Origin of the sequence: Streptomyces pseudovenezuelae, assembly GCF_029892565.1 — a bacterium.
Lineage (GTDB): Bacteria > Actinomycetota > Actinomycetes > Streptomycetales > Streptomycetaceae > Streptomyces > Streptomyces pseudovenezuelae_A.
The window spans coordinates 1,005,396-1,022,090 of the sequence record NZ_JARXVH010000001.1 but is presented as its reverse complement, the minus strand read 5'-3'; the positions used below and the strand labels follow the sequence as shown (position 1 = coordinate 1,022,090).

At 70.3% G+C, this 16,695-nt stretch carries 14 protein-coding genes; 11 read left to right on the top strand and 3 right to left on the bottom strand.

All coding sequences use genetic code 11. The features are described 5' to 3' along the window. The first annotated feature begins 151 nt into the window (after positions 1-151). From M2283_RS04485 to M2283_RS04470, 4 genes are all read left to right on the top strand, one after another. On the top strand, positions 152-961 hold the full coding sequence (locus M2283_RS04485; protein WP_280874624.1) for a Tat pathway signal sequence domain protein: 810 nt from the start codon (positions 152-154) through the stop codon (positions 959-961). 70 nt (positions 962-1,031) lie between these two features. Then, positions 1,032-2,348, top strand: coding sequence for a copper amine oxidase (locus M2283_RS04480; protein ID WP_280874623.1), 1,317 nt, complete (start codon positions 1,032-1,034; stop codon positions 2,346-2,348). Between the two features lie 103 nt (positions 2,349-2,451). Continuing rightward, the gene (locus tag M2283_RS04475) at positions 2,452-3,690 is read left to right on the top strand and encodes an SAV2148 family HEPN domain-containing protein (protein WP_432423026.1); all 1,239 of its coding nucleotides are present in this window, start codon (positions 2,452-2,454) and stop codon (positions 3,688-3,690) included. Between the two features lie 112 nt (positions 3,691-3,802). Beyond that, positions 3,803-4,525, top strand: coding sequence for a 3'-5' exonuclease (locus tag M2283_RS04470; RefSeq protein ID WP_123996920.1), 723 nt, complete (start codon positions 3,803-3,805; stop codon positions 4,523-4,525). 62 nt (positions 4,526-4,587) lie between these two features. On the opposite strand, the gene M2283_RS04465 is transcribed toward M2283_RS04470, so the two are convergent. Continuing rightward, positions 4,588-5,460, bottom strand: a complete 873-nt coding sequence (locus tag M2283_RS04465; RefSeq protein WP_280874622.1) for a phosphotransferase enzyme family protein — start codon at positions 5,458-5,460, stop codon at positions 4,588-4,590. A 178-nt stretch (positions 5,461-5,638) separates the two neighbouring features. Here M2283_RS04465 and M2283_RS04460 point away from each other — a divergent pair, with 178 nt between their 5' ends. The 5 genes from M2283_RS04460 (at position 5,639) to mgt (ending at position 11,171) form a co-directional block, all read left to right on the top strand. Then, the gene (locus M2283_RS04460) at positions 5,639-6,547 is read left to right on the top strand and encodes a carbohydrate ABC transporter permease (RefSeq protein ID WP_280874621.1); all 909 of its coding nucleotides are present in this window, start codon (positions 5,639-5,641) and stop codon (positions 6,545-6,547) included. Beyond that, positions 6,544-7,377: a carbohydrate ABC transporter permease gene (locus M2283_RS04455; RefSeq protein ID WP_280874620.1), complete on the top strand. Its 834-nt coding sequence runs from the start codon at positions 6,544-6,546 to the stop codon at positions 7,375-7,377. The genes M2283_RS04460 and M2283_RS04455 overlap by 4 nt, the downstream gene beginning before the upstream one ends. Next, complete coding sequence (locus M2283_RS04450) at positions 7,377-8,678, top strand: ABC transporter substrate-binding protein (protein WP_280874619.1); 1,302 nt, start codon at positions 7,377-7,379, stop codon at positions 8,676-8,678. The genes M2283_RS04455 and M2283_RS04450 overlap by 1 nt, the downstream gene beginning before the upstream one ends. A 365-nt stretch (positions 8,679-9,043) precedes the next feature. Next, positions 9,044-9,823, top strand: a complete 780-nt coding sequence (gene erm, locus M2283_RS04445) for an ErmE/ErmH/ErmO/ErmR family 23S rRNA (adenine(2058)-N(6))-methyltransferase (RefSeq protein WP_280874618.1) — start codon at positions 9,044-9,046, stop codon at positions 9,821-9,823. An 88-nt stretch (positions 9,824-9,911) separates the two neighbouring features. Then, complete coding sequence (gene mgt / locus M2283_RS04440) at positions 9,912-11,171, top strand: macrolide-inactivating glycosyltransferase (protein WP_280874617.1); 1,260 nt, start codon at positions 9,912-9,914, stop codon at positions 11,169-11,171. 9 nt (positions 11,172-11,180) lie between these two features. Here mgt and M2283_RS04435 read toward each other — a convergent pair whose 3' ends face one another. Then, positions 11,181-12,041 carry a DUF1963 domain-containing protein gene (locus M2283_RS04435; RefSeq protein ID WP_280874616.1) on the bottom strand — a complete coding sequence of 287 codons (861 nt, stop codon included), beginning with the start codon at positions 12,039-12,041 and terminating at the stop codon, positions 11,181-11,183. Positions 12,042-12,184: 143 nt separating this feature from the next. Next, on the bottom strand, positions 12,185-14,446 hold the full coding sequence (locus M2283_RS04430) for an MMPL family transporter (protein ID WP_280874615.1): 2,262 nt from the start codon (positions 14,444-14,446) through the stop codon (positions 12,185-12,187). Positions 14,447-15,040: 594 nt separating this feature from the next. Here M2283_RS04430 and M2283_RS04425 point away from each other — a divergent pair. Together M2283_RS04425 and M2283_RS04420 are read left to right on the top strand one after the other, a co-directional pair. Next, the gene (locus tag M2283_RS04425) at positions 15,041-15,595 is read left to right on the top strand and encodes a DUF1697 domain-containing protein (protein WP_280874614.1); all 555 of its coding nucleotides are present in this window, start codon (positions 15,041-15,043) and stop codon (positions 15,593-15,595) included. A gap of 21 nt (positions 15,596-15,616) precedes the next feature. Then, positions 15,617-16,639: a ketopantoate reductase family protein gene (locus M2283_RS04420; RefSeq protein ID WP_280874613.1), complete on the top strand. Its 1,023-nt coding sequence runs from the start codon at positions 15,617-15,619 to the stop codon at positions 16,637-16,639. Positions 16,640-16,695 lie beyond the last annotated feature (56 nt).

Here is a 16,695-nt window from a genome sequence, read left to right as displayed (position 1 = left end):
GGGGGCGCCTTGGTCATGAGTCTCCCCGAAAGTGATGGAACCACCTATGACTTACGTCCCTCTTACCGAGCGACCAGTGGGCATACGCGGTATGCCAACCATGTGGGGCAGACACGTACTCCCTGTGACCAAGGGGGAGTAGGGGGAAGATGTGCGCAATCTAGTGCACCGCCATCTGGGCAAGGTGGTGGCCGGTGCGGCCATCGCGGTCGCCGGGACCGCCGTGATGATCGGGATCACCCTGCCGGGAACGGCGGGGGCCGACGAATCGGGAGACGGCAAGAGCGGCGGTACCCAGGCCGCGCAACAGGCCGGGCAGGACGGGGCCGTTCAGCCGGGCGTCGTCCAACAGGCGCCGGCCGAGGGCGACAAGGGCACGGGCGGTGACCCGCTCACCGACGACGAGACCAAGCGGGCCGAGCAGCTCGCCGCCAACCGGCAGCTGCTCAACTCCACCGAGAACGTGGCCGGTCAGCGCGGTCCGCAGCGTCTCACCGTGGATCTCGCCGATCCCGAGAACAACGAGACGGACGCGGACGCGCCAAGGCGTGCCGATGTCACGTTCTACGACTACAAGGACGACAGCCTCGTCACCAAGACCGTCAACCTCGACACGGGCAAGGTCGAACAGACCGGCACCCAGCACGGTGTTCAGCCTCCGCTGAGCCGTGCCGAGAACGTCGAGGCGGGCAGGCTGCTGATCGCCGATCCGCTCGGCGCGGGCCTGAAGGCCGACTACAAGGACGCCACCGGCAACGAACTCACCTCCCCGGACCAGCTGTTGTTCAACGGCGCGGTGTACCGGGCCACTCCCGGCGCCCAGCCCGCCGCACTCGACCAGTGCGGCGAACACCGGTGCGTGCGGTTGTTCCCGAAGGTGAAGAACGGGCCCTGGATCGACGCCCGTGAGCTCGTGATCGACCTGAGCGCCCGAAAGGTCGCCCGGCTCGACCGCGGCTGAGTCTCCCACCGCCCGCCGAACACCGACCACTTGTCCAACTGACACCTCCTGCAAGGGGAGTTACTTCGTCATGCGCGTGAACAGACTCAGTCGCGCCCGCACCCGCACGGCCGTCGGCCTCTCGGTGGCCGCGCTGGCGGCCGGTGCGACCACCGGTGCCGGACCGGCCGTGGCCCAGCCGAAGGCCGCCGCGGCGGCCGCCGACTGCAGCGCCGCCTACACGATCGAGCAGAAGCTCTCCACCGGCACCACCTGGCGGATGTGCTATCGCTACGACAGCAAGGCCGGGCTGGTCCTGAACAACATCTCCTACCAGCCCAAGGGCGAGACCAAGCCGATCAAGGTCCTCAACAGCGCCCGGCTCGCCCAGATCGACGTCCCCTACGACGACGGCAGCGTCGAGTACGACGACCTGACCGGCTTCGGCTTCGCCCAGGGACTGGTGAACCTGGCGTCCGGCGAGTGCCCCGGCGGCACCATCAAGACCGTCAAGGTTCCCGACGCCTGGGACCCGGAGCACCCGAACGTCAAGGGCCTGTGCACCACCACGCGTTCGCGCGGCCACGCCTACCGCATGCAGGGCAACAGCGCCAACCAGGTCTACCAGGCCCAGGGCAAGGACCTGCTCGTCTACACGGTCAACCAGGTCGGCTGGTACGAGTACATGACCGAGTGGCGCTTCCAGGACGACGGCACCATCAACATGAACGTCGGCGCCACCGGCAGCCTCTCCTACGAGGACTACGACGCCGGCGACGGCCGCGGCTGGCCCATCGGCAAGGGCGCCAAGGCCTACGCCACCAGCCACAGCCACAACGTCTTCTGGCGGCTCGACTTCGGCCTGGACGGCTCCTCCAAGGGCAAGGTCGAGCAGTACGACTCGGCCGTCACCGCGCCCGCGGCCGGCCAGCAGGCCCCGACCAACAAGACCACCCGCACCAGCGTCACCAAGGAACTGGCGGGCGACGCCAAGACCTACCGCTGGTGGCGCATGGTCAGCGCGACCGGCAAGAACAAGGACAACCACGCGCGCTCGTACGAGATAGTCCCCGGTACGACCACCAGGTACCCGGGGCGCAGTTTCACCAAGCACGACGTGTACTTCACCCAGTACAACAAGTGCGAGCAGTACGCCAGCAACAACCCCGGCAACTGCCCTGCCGGAGCGGGCAAGACGGTGGACAAGTGGGTCAACGGGCAGACGCTCACGCACCCGATCGTCTGGATGAACGTGGGCTTCCACCACATCGCCCGGGACGAGGACCAGCAGCCCATGCCGGTCCACTGGCAGGGCTTCTCGATCGCCCCGCGGGACGTCACCGCCATGAATCCGCTCACTCCCGACGCCCTCGCGTCACAGAACGGCCACTGGCAACCGAGGAGTTGAGAAACGACCCTGTCCATCCGGCTGCACCGCCGACCGCTCCCGGAGTACCCTTCCTTGATCGTTGACACGGAGAGTGCTCGGGGGAGCGGAAGGCGGTGCGCGGGTGGGCTCGGGAGGGCTGGAGCTGCCCCCTGGTGACGAGGGTCACGAGGGGAACTCCACAGACGTCCCGCCCGGCACGGTGTCCCTGGCCAGGCCCATGGAGACGAGTTCCATCGGGCCGGAGCTGGACTGGGACGCCGACGCCTGGCGCGAGGTGCGTACGCGCGCCCAGCGAGCCGGCCGGGCCTACATCTGGCTGAACCTCGTCGAACAGCGGCTGCGAGCTGTCGTGGCCGCTGTTCTGCGTCCCATCTACGAACCCGTCCACGGCGACGACTGGGTGGTCGCCGCCGCCGGACCAGCCGGCCAGGAGTGGGTCCAGCGCGCGGTCGCCGTGCGCGAAGTCAGCCGCCGCAAGGGCTACTTGCTCGACCCGGCCGACGACAACGTCCTCAGCTTCCTCACCCTGCCCCAGCTGCGCGAGCTGATGGTGCAGCACTGGCCGTGCTTCGAGCCGTACATAGACGACCGCCGGGACGTCGAACTGGCCCTGGACGAGCTGGAGGTGACCCGCAACGTCGTCTCCCGCAACCGGGCGCTGTCCGAGGCCGTCCTCAACCAGGCCGAGCGGGCCTCGGCGAAGCTGCTGGACATCCTCGGCGCCGGCGGCGACGTACCGTCCGCGCGCCGCTTGCCTGTTGACGCGGTCGAGGACCTGGTCGGCGACCGGTACGCGGACGTGGTCGCCGTACACACCGACCGGGTACGGCTGTTGCGCCAGTTCCCCGCCGAGGACATCTTCGGCGGCGCCCGCCGCCTGGACGCCGTCGGTATCGGCCTCAACCTGCTCGTGCAGAACTTCTCCGGGCGCCGTCTGGTGCGCCTGGCCGAGGCGGGCTGCCGGGTGCGGCTGCTCTTCCTCAACCCGGCCTCCAGCGCGGTCAAGCGGCGCGAGCGCGAACTCGGCATGAAACGCGGCGAGTTGAGCCGCGCCGTCGAGATGAACATCCTGCACATGCGCCGGGTGCGCTCCCGACTGCGCGACCCGGGCGCCTTCGAGATCCAGGTCTACGACGAGACCCCGCGCTTCACGGCCTACCTCGTGGACGGCGACGGCGCCGACGGCATAGCGGTCGTCCAGTCCTATCTGCGGCGCTCCAGAGGCATGGAGGGCCCGGTGCTGGTCCTGCGCAGCGGGAACCGGGTGGTCAAGTCGGGCGATGTGGACGACACCGGCCTCTTCCCGACCTACCGCGAGGAGTTCGAGACGTCCTGGGTGGATTCGCGGCCCGTGTCCTGAAGTGTCGTGCACGCCTTCCACCGGTAAGCGGAACGCGGTCCTCTGATTGTCAGTGGCCCATGGGATCGTGGAGACCACTGGGGGAAAGCACCACCAAGAAGGGGGGCCGCCGATGGGCTGGCACCAGGAGCTGCTGGTCGGCTTCGACCTGGAGACGACCGGGACGGATCCACGGCAGGCGCGCATCGTCACGGGCGCCGTGATCGAGGTCAGGGCGGGCGAACCCGCCGGGCACCGGGAGTGGCTGGCGGACCCGGGCGTGGAGATCCCGGCGGACGCGGTCGCCGTGCACGGGATCAGCAACGAACGGGCGGCCGGCGAGGGCCGCCCCGCCGACCAGGTGGCGGACGCCATCGCGGACGTCCTCGCGGGGTACTGGAAGACGGGCGTCCCGGTCGTCGCGTACAACGCGGCCTTCGACCTGAGCCTGCTCTCCGCCGAACTGCGCAGGTACGCCCTGCCGTCCCTGCGCGACCGCCTGGGCGGCATCGACCCGGCCCCGGTCATCGACCCGTACACCATCGACCGCTGGGTCGACCGCTACCGTCGCGGCAAGCGCAACCTGGAGGCGGTCTGCACGGAGTACGGCGTCCCGCTCGACTCCGCCCACGACGCCTCGGCCGACGCGCTGGCCGCCGCCCGGCTGGCCGGCGCCATAGCCGACCGCCACCCCAAGATCGCGGCCCTCGGCCCGGCGGAGCTGCACCGCCGGCAGATCGAGTGGTACGCCGAGTGGGCGGCGGACTTCCAGAGCTTCCTGCGCCGCAAGGGCGACGAGACGGCGGTGGTGGACGGCGTCTGGCCGCTGCGGGAACCGGCCGACGAGACCGTCTGAGCTGAATCCCGCGCGGGACTTCGCAGTGGGGCCTCGTAGCGGAGTCCCCTCGCGCGAAGGGCTCAGAACGGATACCAGCGCACCGACTCGTCCCCGTCCCGCAGGGACGCCACCCGGCGTTCGAACTCGGCCAGTGCCTTGGGGTTGCTCGGCGCGTGCTGGGCGACCCAGGCGCAGCTGGCCGTCTCGCGGGCACCGCGCAGCACCGAGCAGCCGTCCCACTCGCGCACGTCCCAGCCGTACGCCTCGGTGAAGGAGTCGTAGGCCTCGGCCGGCAGGCCGTAGCGGTCGCGGGAGAGGGCCATGACCACCAGGTCGTGCTCGCGCAGGTCGGCAGAGAAGGTCTCCAGGTCGACCAGGACCGGGCCGTCCGGGCCGACGTGCACATTGCGGGGCAGCGCGTCGCCGTGGATCGGGCCGGGCGGCAACTGCGGGGTGAGCGCGGCCGAGGCCGACGCGAACCCGTCGCGGCGCTCGCGCAGATACGCCGCGTCCGCGGGGTCGATCGCGTCGCCCGCGAGCCGCAGCCAGCGCTCCACTCCGCCCAGCAGCTCGCGGGGCGGGAGTTCGAGAGTGCCGGGGGCGGGGGAGGGGAGGGCGTGGACGAGGCGTAGCAGTTCGGCCAAATCCCGGGGCTCGGCGGGGCGTACGGGATCGGGCATGCGGTGCCACACGGTCACCGGATGCCCCTCGACCAGCAGCGGCTTCGGCTGCGCCGCGCGCACCGCGGGTACGCCCGACTCAGCCAGCCACAGGGCGATGTCCAACTCGCGGCGCGCGCGGTCCAGGAGTTCGGCGTCGCGGCCCACCTTGACGACCAGGTCACCGGCGGCGAACACCGCGTTCTCGCCCAGGGCGAGGAGCTGCGCGTCCCGCGCCGGGCCGGGCAGCATCTCCGCCGCGGCCAGTACGTCCCGCGCCCGTGCCTCGTCCATCGTCCGCCTCCGTGTTCGACCTCGCGTTGGCGTCGAGTTCTCGCCATCGGACGTTCAGTCTTGCATCCGTACAGGTGAGACCTGGTGCGCACGCCCTTGACGGGGCGGTTCGCGTTCACGACCATGACCGGGTTTGGCCACGCCGAACCAAGGAGAGTCGAGCAAAGGGGAAGATTCCGTGGCGTTGGTGTCGAATGCCGGGAGACCGACTGCGCGCCCCGGCGAACGCACCGCATGGTTCCTCGTGCTGCCCGCGCTGCTGCCGATCCTCGTGCTGAGCGTCGGACCCCTGCTCTACGGAATCCTGCTGGCCTTCACCGACGCCCAGTCGGGCCGCACCCGGTCCACCCAGTGGATCGGCGGTCTCAACTTCCAGGATCTGCTGCACGACACGCTGTTCTGGGAGTCGTTCCGGATCGGGCTGGTGTGGGCGGTCGGGGTGACCGTGCCGCAGTTCCTGCTCGCGCTCGGCCTCGCCCTGCTGCTCAACCAGGACCTGCGCATGAGATGGCTGGCCCGCGCCCTGGCCATCGTCCCGTGGGCCATGCCCGAGGTCGTCGTCGGCATCATGTGGCGGCTCGTCTACAACCCGGACGCGGGCGTCCTCAACGAGACCCTGCGCGACCTCGGCCTCGGCGACGGCCGCGACTGGCTCAGCGGCCTGGGCACCGCTCTGCCCGCGGTGATCGTCGTCGGCGTCTGGGCGGGCATGCCGCAGACGACGGTCGCGCTGCTCGCCGGCCTGCAGAACACCCCGCGCGAACTCCACGAGGCGGCGGCGGTCGACGGCGCGGGCGCCTGGCGCCGCTTCCGCACCGTCACCTGGCCCGCCCTCAGACCGATCGCCCTCGCCATCACCGCGCTCAACCTGATCTGGAACTTCAACTCCTTCGCCCTGGTCTACGTGCTGACCAGCGGCGGCCCCGGCGGCCGGACCCGGCTGCCCATGCTGTTCGCCTACGAAGAGGCCTTCCGCTACGGGCAGTTCGGCTACGCGGCGGCCATGGGCTGCGTGATGGTCGCCGCGATCTCGGTACTCCTGGCCCTCTTCCTGGTGGGCCGGCTCAGGGGAGGTGACGACGCATGAGGACCCGGACCGGCACCCGAGTCGGCCAGTACACGGCCCTGCTCGCGTACCTCGTCTTCCTCGCCTTCCCCTTCCTCTGGCTCATCTCCACCGCGTTCAAGTCACCGCGCGAGCTGGGCAGCCTGCACCCCACCTGGATCCCCGAACACCCCACCCTGGACAACTTCCGCCAGGCCTTCGACGAACAGCCTCTGCTGCACGCGGCGTTCAACTCCCTGCTCGCCGCGGCCGGTGCCGCGCTGGTCGCCGTGGTGATCGCGACCCCGCTGGCCTACGTCATGGCCCGGCAGCGCGGTCCGCTCACCCGGGCCGCGACCGGCTGGGTGGTGGTCAGCCAGGCCTTCCCGCTCGTCCTGGTGATCATCCCGCTGTTCCTGGTGCTGAAGAACCTGCGCCTGATCGACTCCCTGGTCGGCCTGATCCTCGTCTACGTCGTGTGGGCGCTGCCGTTCTCCCTGTGGATGCTGGCCGGGTATGTCCGGGCGGTACCGGCCGAGTTGGAGGAGGCGGCGGCGGTCGACGGGGCCGGGCGGCTGCGGACACTGGTGTCGGTGGTGGCGCCGCTGCTCATGCCGGGAATCGTGGCGACCGCGCTGTTCGCCTTCGTCACCGCGTGGAACGAGTTCTTCTTCGCGCTGGTCCTGCTGAAGACCTCCGACAAACAGACCCTGCCGGTGGTGCTCACCCACTTCATCGGCGCCGAGGGCGTGGCGGACCTCGGCCCGCTGGCGGCGGCGGCCTTCCTCGCGACGCTGCCCTCACTGGTCGTCTTCGCGGTCATCCAACGGCGTATCACCGGCGGCATGCTCACCGGGGCGGTGAAGAACTGATGCGCGGCAAGGCAGTTGGTGTCCTCCCTGCGTCCCTGGCCCTCCTGACCGTCCTGGCCCTGCTGCTGGCCGGCTGCACGAGCGGCGGCGGCACCGAGGACGGCCGCATCACCCTGCGCTTCCAGTCCCTGGCCTGGCAGGAGGAGTCGGTCGAAGCCAACAAGGAGCTGGTCGCGGAGTGGAACAAGAGCCATCCGGACGTCAAGGTCGAGTACGTCCAGGGCAGTTGGGACAGCGTCCACGACCAGCTCCTCACCTCCTTCGAGGGCGGTGAGGCGCCCGACATCATCCACGACGCCTCGGACGACCTGGCCGACTTCGCCTACGGCGGCTACCTCGCCGATCTGAGCGAGCTGCTGCCCGAGCGACTGAAGTCCGATATCCCGCAGCGCAGTTGGGAGACGGCGACCTTCGGGGACGGCGTCTACGGCGTGCCGTTCCTCCAGGAGCCGCGCGTGCTGATCGCCAACGCGACCTGGCTGAAGAAGGCGGGCGTACGCATCCCGACGCCCGAACACCCCTGGACCTGGGCGGAGTTCGGAGACGTCACCCGTCGGCTGAGCGGGGACGGGAAGTACGGCGTCGCCTGGCCGCTCAAGGAGCCCGTCTCCGCCACGCTCAACCTGTCCCTGTCGACCGGCGGACAGCTCTTCCACCGGGGCGCGGACGGCAAGGTGACGGTCCGTTTCGAGGCGGCCGACGAGACGGTGCCGCGCACGGTGCACGACCAGGTGAACACCGATGACGGCGCGCCGAGTTCGACTCTCGGCAGCGGCGGCTCGGACACCCTGCCCGGGTTCTTCGGCGGCAGGTACGCGATGGTCCCGCTCGGTTTCTCCTACCGCCAGCAGATCATGCAGCAGGCACCCAAGGGCTTCAAGTGGCAGGTGCTGCCCGCGCCGGCCGGCGCCGACGGACTCACCCAGGGAGTCAGCCCGCAGACCCTGTCCATCGCCGAGGACAGCCCGCACAAGAAGGAGGCCGCGGAGTTCATCGACTTCCTGCTGCGGCCCAAGAACATGGTGCGGCTCGCCCTCGGCGACTGGATGCTGCCCACCGGCACCCAGGCCCTCAAGGACCCGGCCCTGCACACCGCCGAGAACGGCTGGGCCACGGGCACGGCCCTGGCGCGGTACCTGCGGCCGGCGCCCGCGCAGTCCGTGCGGGGCTATCCGGAATGGAAGGACAAGGTGGCGACCCCCGCCTTCCAGGAGTACTACAGCGGGGCGATCGACCTCGACGAACTGCGCGAACGGCTGGAGAAGGACGGCAACTTGGTACTCGCCCGCTACCAACGCTGAGGCCCGGTGACAGAGCTGAGGCCCGGTGCCAGAGCGTGGGCCCGCCGCCGTCGTTGACACCCACGGCACGGAAAACCCGTTGCCGCGTGGAGCCGGGTCCGCCTAGCGTGCCGTCCATGGCAGCGTTCAACGCGATCATCATCACCGGTCTCGGCCGGGGCACCACGTACTCCATCCGGATGCGTCGTGGCCCCGGTGCCCTGACCGGTACGGGAAGCCACGCCCGCTGATCGCCACTGATCTCAGCTGACCTTCGCTGATTTCCTCGCGGTGCGGCTCGCGCTCCCTCCTGCTTTCTCTCCTGTCTTCCGGTCAGGGCCTTCGGCTGCCCTTTCCCCCTTCACGGAAGACAAGGACCGCAGGCCATGGCCCGCCCCACACAGACGTCCCGCGCGCTCTCGCAGAACTTCCTCGCCGACCGCGCCACCGCCGAATACGTCGCCCGCCTCGCCGTCCCGCGCGGACGACAGGTGCCCCTCCTGCTCGAAGTGGGAGCAGGGAAAGGCGCGTTGACCGCGCGGCTCGCGCCCCACTGCCGGGAGCTGCACGCCCACGAGATCGACCCCCGTCTCGTACCCAAGCTCCGCACCCGCTTTTCCGTCACACCCCAAGTACACGTCGTCGTCGGGGACTTCATGGACACCAGGCCCCCACGAACCCCGTTCTCCGTCGCCGGGAACGTGCCCTTCTCCCGTACCGCCGACATCGTCGACTGGTGTCTGCGGGCACCCGCGCTCACCGACGCGACCCTGCTCACCCAGCTCGAATACGCCCGCAAACGCACCGGCGACTACGGCAGTTGGACCCTGCTCACCGTCCGCAGCTGGCCCCGCCACGAGTGGCGGCTGGTCGGCCGCGTCGCACGAACGCGGTTCCGGCCGATGCCGAGCGTCGACGCGGGGATCGTCCGGATCGAGCGGCGCCCGACTCCGCTGCTCGAACCAGCCGCGTACGAGAGCTGGCGGCACCTGGTCGAGCTGGGTTTCTCGGGAGTGGGCGGCTCACTGCACGCCTCGCTGCGGCGGGCGCGTCCTCGGCGGCGGGTGGATGCGGCGTTCCGGGCGGCGGGGTTGGATCCGCGGGTGCTGGTGGGGGAGGTGTCGCCGGGGCAGTGGTTGAGGCTGCATGAGGTGTTGGCGGGGTAGGGCGGGCGTGGCGTTGGCGGTGGGAGGCGGGCTCGGCGGGTCCGTAATTAGTTGGACGAGACGTCTCGTCTCGCCTACCGTCACTGGCATGACCAGTCGCCCCCGCCCCGCCGCTCCCGCCCACACCACCACCGCTTCCACCCGCACCACCACCCCCGCCCACATCGCCATGTTCTCCATCGCCGCCCACGGTCACGTGAACCCGAGCCTCGAAGTGATCCGTGAGCTCGTCGCCCGTGGGCATCGGGTCACCTATGCCATCCCGCCGGCGTTCGTCGAGAAGGTCGCCGAGACCGGTGCCGAGCCCAGGCCGTGGAACTCCACGCTGCCGGGGCCCGACGCCGATCCGGCGGCCTGGGGCAGCACCCTTCTCGACAACGTCGAGCCGTTCCTGGCCGACGCGATCCAGGCGCTGCCCCAGCTGATCGAGGCCTACGACGGGGACGAACCGGACCTCGTGCTGCACGACATCACGTCGTACCCGGCGCGCGTCCTCGCCCACCGCTGGGGCGTGCCCACGGTCTCGCTCTCGCCCAACCTCGTCGCCTGGAAGGGCTACGAGGAGGAGGTCGCCGAGCCGATGTGGGCCGAGCCGCGCAGCACCGAGCGCGGCCAGGCCTACTACGCCCGTTTCCACGCCTGGCTGGAGGAGAACGGGATCACCCAGCACCCGGACGCGTTCGCCGGCCATCCCACTCGCTCGCTCGTCCTGATACCGAGGGCGTTGCAGCCCAACGCCGACCGGGTCGACGAGTCGGTGTACTCCTTCGTCGGCGCCTGCCAGGGCGACCGCGTGGCACAGGGTGACTGGCAGCGGCCGGCCGGCGCCGAGAAGGTGGTGCTCGTGTCGCTCGGGTCGACCTTCACCGACCGGCCCGACTTCTACCGCGCCTGCGTCGAGGCGTTCGGCGGGCTGCCGGGCTGGCACCTCGTCCTCCAGATCGGCAAGCACGTGGACCCGGCCGCCCTCGGGGACGTACCGGCGAACGTCGAAGTCCACTCCTGGGTCCCGCAGTTGGCGATTCTCAAGCAGGCCGACCTGTTCGTGACGCACGCCGGCGCGGGCGGCAGCCAGGAGGGTCTGGCCACCGCCACCCCGATGATCGCCGTACCGCAGGCCGTCGACCAGTTCGGCAACGCGGATGTGCTTCAGTCCCTCGGCGTGGCCCGCCACCTGCCCACGGAGGAAGCGACGCCCGAAGCCCTGCGCGCGACCGCCCTGTCCCTGGTCGACGACCCCGAGGTCGCCGGCCGTCTCAAGGAGATCCAGGCGGACATGTCCAAGGAGGGCGGCACCCGAAGGGCGGCCGACCTGGTCGAGGCCGAACTGCCGTCGCACACCTCGTAGTTGCTGGTGTCACGGGTTCCAGAACACCGTGGTGTACGTGCGGTCGAAGCGGTGGGCCGCCAGGTCCTCGCGTTGCATCGCCCAGTGGACCGTGGCACCTTCGATGCCGTCGATGCCGGGGTCCCAGTCGGCGAGCAGGACCCAGTCCCCGACATCGGCGGAGACCGCCTCGCCGCCGCCCCAGCGGCCGTCCTGCGCCGCCGTGACCGCGCCGTGCACGACAGCGGCGACCGGGTCGAGATAGACGGCCTCCTCCGAGGCGTATCCGCCGATCTGGAGCGGCCCCTTGCCGACGATGTCGTCGAGGACGTCGTCCCACAAACGGGCCAGTTCCTTGGAGTGGGGGTGTCCGGGGAGGGGTTGGCTGTAGCGGACTTCGGGGGTCTCGACCGCGCCGTGGTAGGGCAGGGAGACGTTGGTCGTCGCGCGCAGCTCCTCCTGCGGGAACCTCTCGATCAGCTCCTGGTACTCGTCGACCTCGGACCAGGGGCCGGCGTTCTTGTCCCGCTCCGTCACGGCCGTACCCGCGGCCACGTACACCACTTCGCCCATGTTGGCGAGGTCGCCCTCGCCTTCGGGAAAGGCGAACAGCAGCAGGTGGCCGTCGGCCGGCAGGGAGAGGTCCGTCGCGTCGGCGGGCAGGGCCGCGAGGTCGATGGAGGCGACGAAGGGGAAGTAGGGGTCCGGGGCGTCGGCGGGCAGCAGCAGGGGTCCGCCGAAGCGGCCCACCATCGGCCCGTCCCCGTCCTTCGACAGGGTCGCGCAGGGGCGAGCGAGGTCCAGCCACCGCTCCACGTCCTCGGCGGGGATGCCCCGGGAGATCGCCGCGTCACGGAAGGGACCTAATCTGTCCCGCAGTTCAGAAGTCATGCCGGGAACCGTAGTGCCCGGGTCCGACACCGGGACGGCTAGGGCCCGTTGGCTCCCCCGGGATGCCAACGGGCCCTAGCCGCGCGGTGGTTGAGGCCCCACGGTTGTCCGACCCTGTGGAGGGCCGGACCACGCGCGGAGGGTCAGACCCGGACCCGCTCGCCCTCGTCGTCCCGCGTCACCGGCGGTGCGGCGATCTCGGCGGACTCGTCGTGCGTGAGGTCGGGCAGCCGGTGCAGCCACTTCGGGAAGTACCAGTTGCGCTCGCCCAGCAGGGCCATCACCGCGGGGAGCAGTACGCCCCGGATGATCGTCGCGTCGATGAGCACCGCGGCCGCGAGGCCGACACCCATCTGCTTCATGGACTGCATGGACAGCGTCCCGAAGATCGCGAACACGGCGACCATGATGACCGCGGCACTGGTGACGACACCGGCCGTGGTGACCACACCGTGCTGGATCGCGTCCCGCGTGGTGCGCCCGCGCAGCCGCGCCTCGCGGATCCGCGAGACCACGAACACGTGGTAGTCCATCGACAGGCCGAACAGGATCACGAACAGGAACAGCGGCAGCCAGGTGATGATCGCGCCGACACCTTCCGCGCCCACCAGGGACGCGCCCCAGCCGTGCTGGAAGACGCCCACGAGGATCCCGTAAGCGGCGCCCACCGACAGGAGGTTGAGCACGATCGAGGTGATCGCGATCGTCAGCGAGCGGAACGACAGCAGCATCAGCGCGAAGGCGAAGACCACCACGAACACGAAGACCGGGACGACGGCGCCACCGAGCTGGTCGTTGAAGTCCTGCGAACCGGCGACCTGTCCCGTGATCGGCGCCTGGACGCCGTCCACCTTGCCGAGCGTCGCGGGCCGGACCTCGTCGCGCAGCTTCTTCAGACTCGCGCCCGCCTTGTCGAGGTCGGAGCCGCCGACCAGCGGGACGTACACGTAGGCGATGTTCTGCGCGTCGTGCAGCTTGATCTCGACCGGGCCGCGCGAGGCGCCCGAACTGATCGACCGGTCACGGAAGTCGGCGAGCGCGGACTTCACCGCGGGTGCGTTGATGTCCTTCGCCTTGACGACCACCTCGGCCGGCTCGGAGCCGCCCGGGAAGGCGTCGTTGACGCGGTTGTACGTCTGCACGATCGGCAGCGAGTCGCCGAACTCCTGGTCCAGCGTGAGGTTCTGGGTCTTCATGCCGACCGCGGGTGCCGCGATCGCCAGCAGTGCGCCGGCCGCGACCAGTACGGCCACCAGCGGCTTGGCGAGCACCCCGCGCAGGACGGCGGTCCAGAACCGGCTCTCCCCGCCCGTGCGGGCGGCCCGGCGCTCCATGGCCTTGCGCAGGAAGGGGATACGGCCCTTCTCGACCCGCTCGCCCAGCAGCGAGAGCACCGCGGGCAGCACCGTCACGGAGCCGACCATGGCGACCGCCACGACCATCAGCGAGGCCAGGCCCATCGCCTCGAACTCGGCGAGCCCGGTGAAGAGCATGCCCGCCATCGCCACGCACACGGTGACACCGGAGACGATGATCGCGCGGCCACTGGTGGCGGCGGCGATCTGCAGTGCCGTGTGGGCGTCGTGGCCCGCGGCGCGCTCCTCGCGCTCACGGCGCAGATAGAACAGGCAGTAGTCGACACCGACGGCCAGACCGACCAGCAGCATCACGGAGTTGGCGGTGTCGCTCATCGGCATCACATGGCTGACGACGCCCATCAGGCCCATCGTCGCCATGATCGCGGTGACCGCCAGAGCCACCGGCAGCAGGGCCGCCACCAGCGCGCCGAAGGCGATGAGCAGAATGCCGAGGGCCACCGGCACCGCGGAGAGCTCGGCCTTCTCGAAGTCGTCCCCGAACGCGTCGTCGAACGTCTTCTGCATGCTCGCGCCGCCGATCTCCTCGATCCGCAGCGTCTCGTGCTCCTTCTGTACCCCCTCGACGGCCTTCAGCACCGGCTCCACCCGCTCACCCGCGGTCTCGGAGTCGCCGCGCATGTCGAACTGCACCAGCGCGCTGCGCCCGTCCTTGGAGATCGTGTCCGTGTCGTACGGCGACGTCACGTCCGTGACCTTGCCGGTCCCGTCGACCGCCTTGACGACCGCGTCCACCGCGGCCCGGAACCGGGCGTCCGTCGCCTTGACCCCGCCGCTCCTCGCCTGGACTAGGACCGTCTCACTGGCCGGCTCGTCGATCCCCGCGTCCTCGATGATCTGGGCGGCGGTGTGTGTCTCCCCCTTGAGCTGGTCGCTGTCCTTGACATCGACCCGGCCCGTCGCCGAACCGAGCCCCATCGCCAGGACGACGAACAGCACCCATATGCCGATCGCCGCCCATCGATGCCGAGCGCTCCAGCCACCGGCTCGGGCTGCGACGCCCCGCACCCGCGATTCTCCGTTCCCCATGACGGGCTTGCCCCCTCGTCACGGTGACGACCCCTGCCGCCACCTGTCCTCTCGAAGGTATGGGCCGGATAAACGCATCTCATCGTGCTCGCCGGTGAGGTGTTCCGCCCCGTGTCATCCCCACGACCCCCCGGTAAACCCCCGGTCGTCACCGTCTGGGAGGACGAGGGTCCCCTACATCTATCCGGGACACGGCGGCTCGGCATCAAGGTGTCCGACCCGTCGAGGTGTCCGGTCCGTAGGGCGGGATCCCGTTTGTGATTACGAAAGCTTGTTGAACAAGTCACAGCTGTGTGCAGGTGTTGCCCCCGGCCCGCCCATGGGCGAGAGTTTCGCGCAGCCCGCCCACGCATACCTCGCCCACGCGGACCCGGCCGTCGTGCCCACCCCCACGGGGCACGACGGCCGAGGCCCTGTCGTCAAATTCCCGTCTGCCCCGCGACGCCGTGCACGCACTCTCGCCGCACCGGGCACAGCCCCACGTACAACCAGTACGAGGGGCCGCGCCCGGCATGCCGAGAGCACGCACCTGGCGCCGCGGGGCCGCCCTCCGGGCGACGACGGGAATCTGACGACAGGACCTATGGTGTGCCCATGACGACGACGTACGCGGCGCTGCTGCGCGGGATCAATGTGGGTGGCAAGAAGAAACTCCCGATGGCCGAGCTGCGTCAGCTCATGGACGGCCTCGGCCATGGCGACGTCCGCACTCACCTCCAGAGCGGCCAGGCGATCTTCACCACCGCCCACGGCGACGAGGAGTCGCTGGCCGCGGAGCTGACGCAGGCGATCGAGAAGCAGTTCGGCTTCCCGGTGGACGTGATCGTCCGCGACCACGCCTACCTGGCAGCGATCGCGGCGGCCTGCCCCTTCCCGGCCGCGGACCTGGAGCCGAAGCAGCTCCACGTCACGTACTTCTCCACCCCCGTGGACGCGGACCGTTTCGCGGAGATCGACCGGGACACCTACCTCCCGGAGGCGTTCCGCCTGGGCGACCGCGCCCTCTACCTCTACGCCCCCGACGGCCTCGGCCGCTCCAAGCTCGCCGAACACCTCGCCAAGCCCCGCATCAACAAGGGCCTGATCGCCACGACCCGCAACTGGAACACCGTGTCCAAGCTGGTGGACCTCACCGCCACCCCCGTTTGAGCACTGTGCGAGGCTCGTGCCATGCGCTACATCATCATCGGAGCAGGGGCCGTCGGCGGCGCGATCGGCGGGCGCCTCGCGGGGGCCGGGCATGAGGTCGTTCTGGTAGCGAGGGGCGCCCACCTAGCGGCCTTGCAGGACGGCGGGCTGCAACTGCGCGTCCCGGACGGCGAGTTCACCTACCGCCTGCCGGCCGTCGAGAGCCCGGACGACCTCGGCGAACTGCGCACCGACGACGTCCTGATCCTCGCCGTCAAGACACAGGACACAGTCGCCGCCCTGGCGTCCTGGGGCCCGGCACCGGTCGCGGGCGGCGGCACGGCGGCAGAACGCCTGCCCCTCTTCTGCGCCCAGAACGGAGTCGAGGGCCAGCGCCTCGCCCTCCGAGTCTTCCGACACGTATACGGCGTCTGCGTCTGGCTGCCGGCCACCTTCGTCGAACCCGGCTCCGTCTCCGCGGGCGGCGCGCCTCTCACCGGCATCCTCCACCTCGGCCGCCACCCCCACGGCACCGACGAGACCACCCGCCTGGTAGCCGCCGACCTGGAGAAGTCCCACTTCGAGGCCCCGGTCATCCCGGACGTCTCCCGCTGGCAGTACGCCAAGCTCCTCGGCAACCTCGGCAACGCCCTGGAGGCGGTCACCGGCCCGGTCGACACCGAGGAGGCCGAGGAGCTGTTCGGACGAGTACGGGCCGAGGGCGCGGCGGTGCTCGACGCGGCCGGCATCGCGTACGCGAGCGTCGAGGAACAGCGAGAACTACGGGGCCACAAGGTCGACTTGGTCCCCCTCGCCGGAGCCCCAAGGGGCGGCGGCTCCTCCTGGCAGTCCCTCACCCGAGCCACCGGCACCATCGAGGCGGACTACCTGAACGGCGAGATCACCCTCCTGGGCCGCCTGCACGACGTACCAACTCCCCTGAACGACCTGCTGCAACGCCTGGCCAACCAGTTCGCAAGGGAGCACCGGGCCCCCGGATCAATGCCGCTACGGGAACTGCTCAGGCTGGCAGAACAGGCCAACTCCTTTAGGGCAACGCCCTAAAGGGGCGCGGGGAACTGCGCGACCAGCCACAATGCAGCCGCACCCGCCAAACAACA

Excerpts from the sequence above, each read along its gene's own strand:
- M2283_RS04425 (WP_280874614.1), top strand. The coding sequence starts at position 15,041 with ATGACGACGACGTACGCGGCGCTGCTGCGCGGGATCAATGTGGGTGGC.
- M2283_RS04420 (WP_280874613.1), top strand. The coding sequence starts at position 15,617 with ATGCGCTACATCATCATCGGAGCAGGGGCCGTCGGCGGCGCGATCGGC.
- M2283_RS04470 (WP_123996920.1), top strand. The coding sequence starts at position 3,803 with ATGGGCTGGCACCAGGAGCTGCTGGTCGGCTTCGACCTGGAGACGACC.
- M2283_RS04430 (WP_280874615.1), bottom strand. The coding sequence starts at position 14,446 with ATGGGGAACGGAGAATCGCGGGTGCGGGGCGTCGCAGCCCGAGCCGGT.
- M2283_RS04465 (WP_280874622.1), bottom strand. The coding sequence starts at position 5,460 with ATGGACGAGGCACGGGCGCGGGACGTACTGGCCGCGGCGGAGATGCTG.
- M2283_RS04480 (WP_280874623.1), top strand. The coding sequence starts at position 1,032 with ATGCGCGTGAACAGACTCAGTCGCGCCCGCACCCGCACGGCCGTCGGC.
- M2283_RS04435 (WP_280874616.1), bottom strand. The coding sequence starts at position 12,041 with ATGACTTCTGAACTGCGGGACAGATTAGGTCCCTTCCGTGACGCGGCG.
- mgt (WP_280874617.1), top strand. The coding sequence starts at position 9,912 with ATGACCAGTCGCCCCCGCCCCGCCGCTCCCGCCCACACCACCACCGCT.
- erm (WP_280874618.1), top strand. The coding sequence starts at position 9,044 with ATGGCCCGCCCCACACAGACGTCCCGCGCGCTCTCGCAGAACTTCCTC.
- M2283_RS04455 (WP_280874620.1), top strand. The coding sequence starts at position 6,544 with ATGAGGACCCGGACCGGCACCCGAGTCGGCCAGTACACGGCCCTGCTC.
- M2283_RS04450 (WP_280874619.1), top strand. The coding sequence starts at position 7,377 with ATGCGCGGCAAGGCAGTTGGTGTCCTCCCTGCGTCCCTGGCCCTCCTG.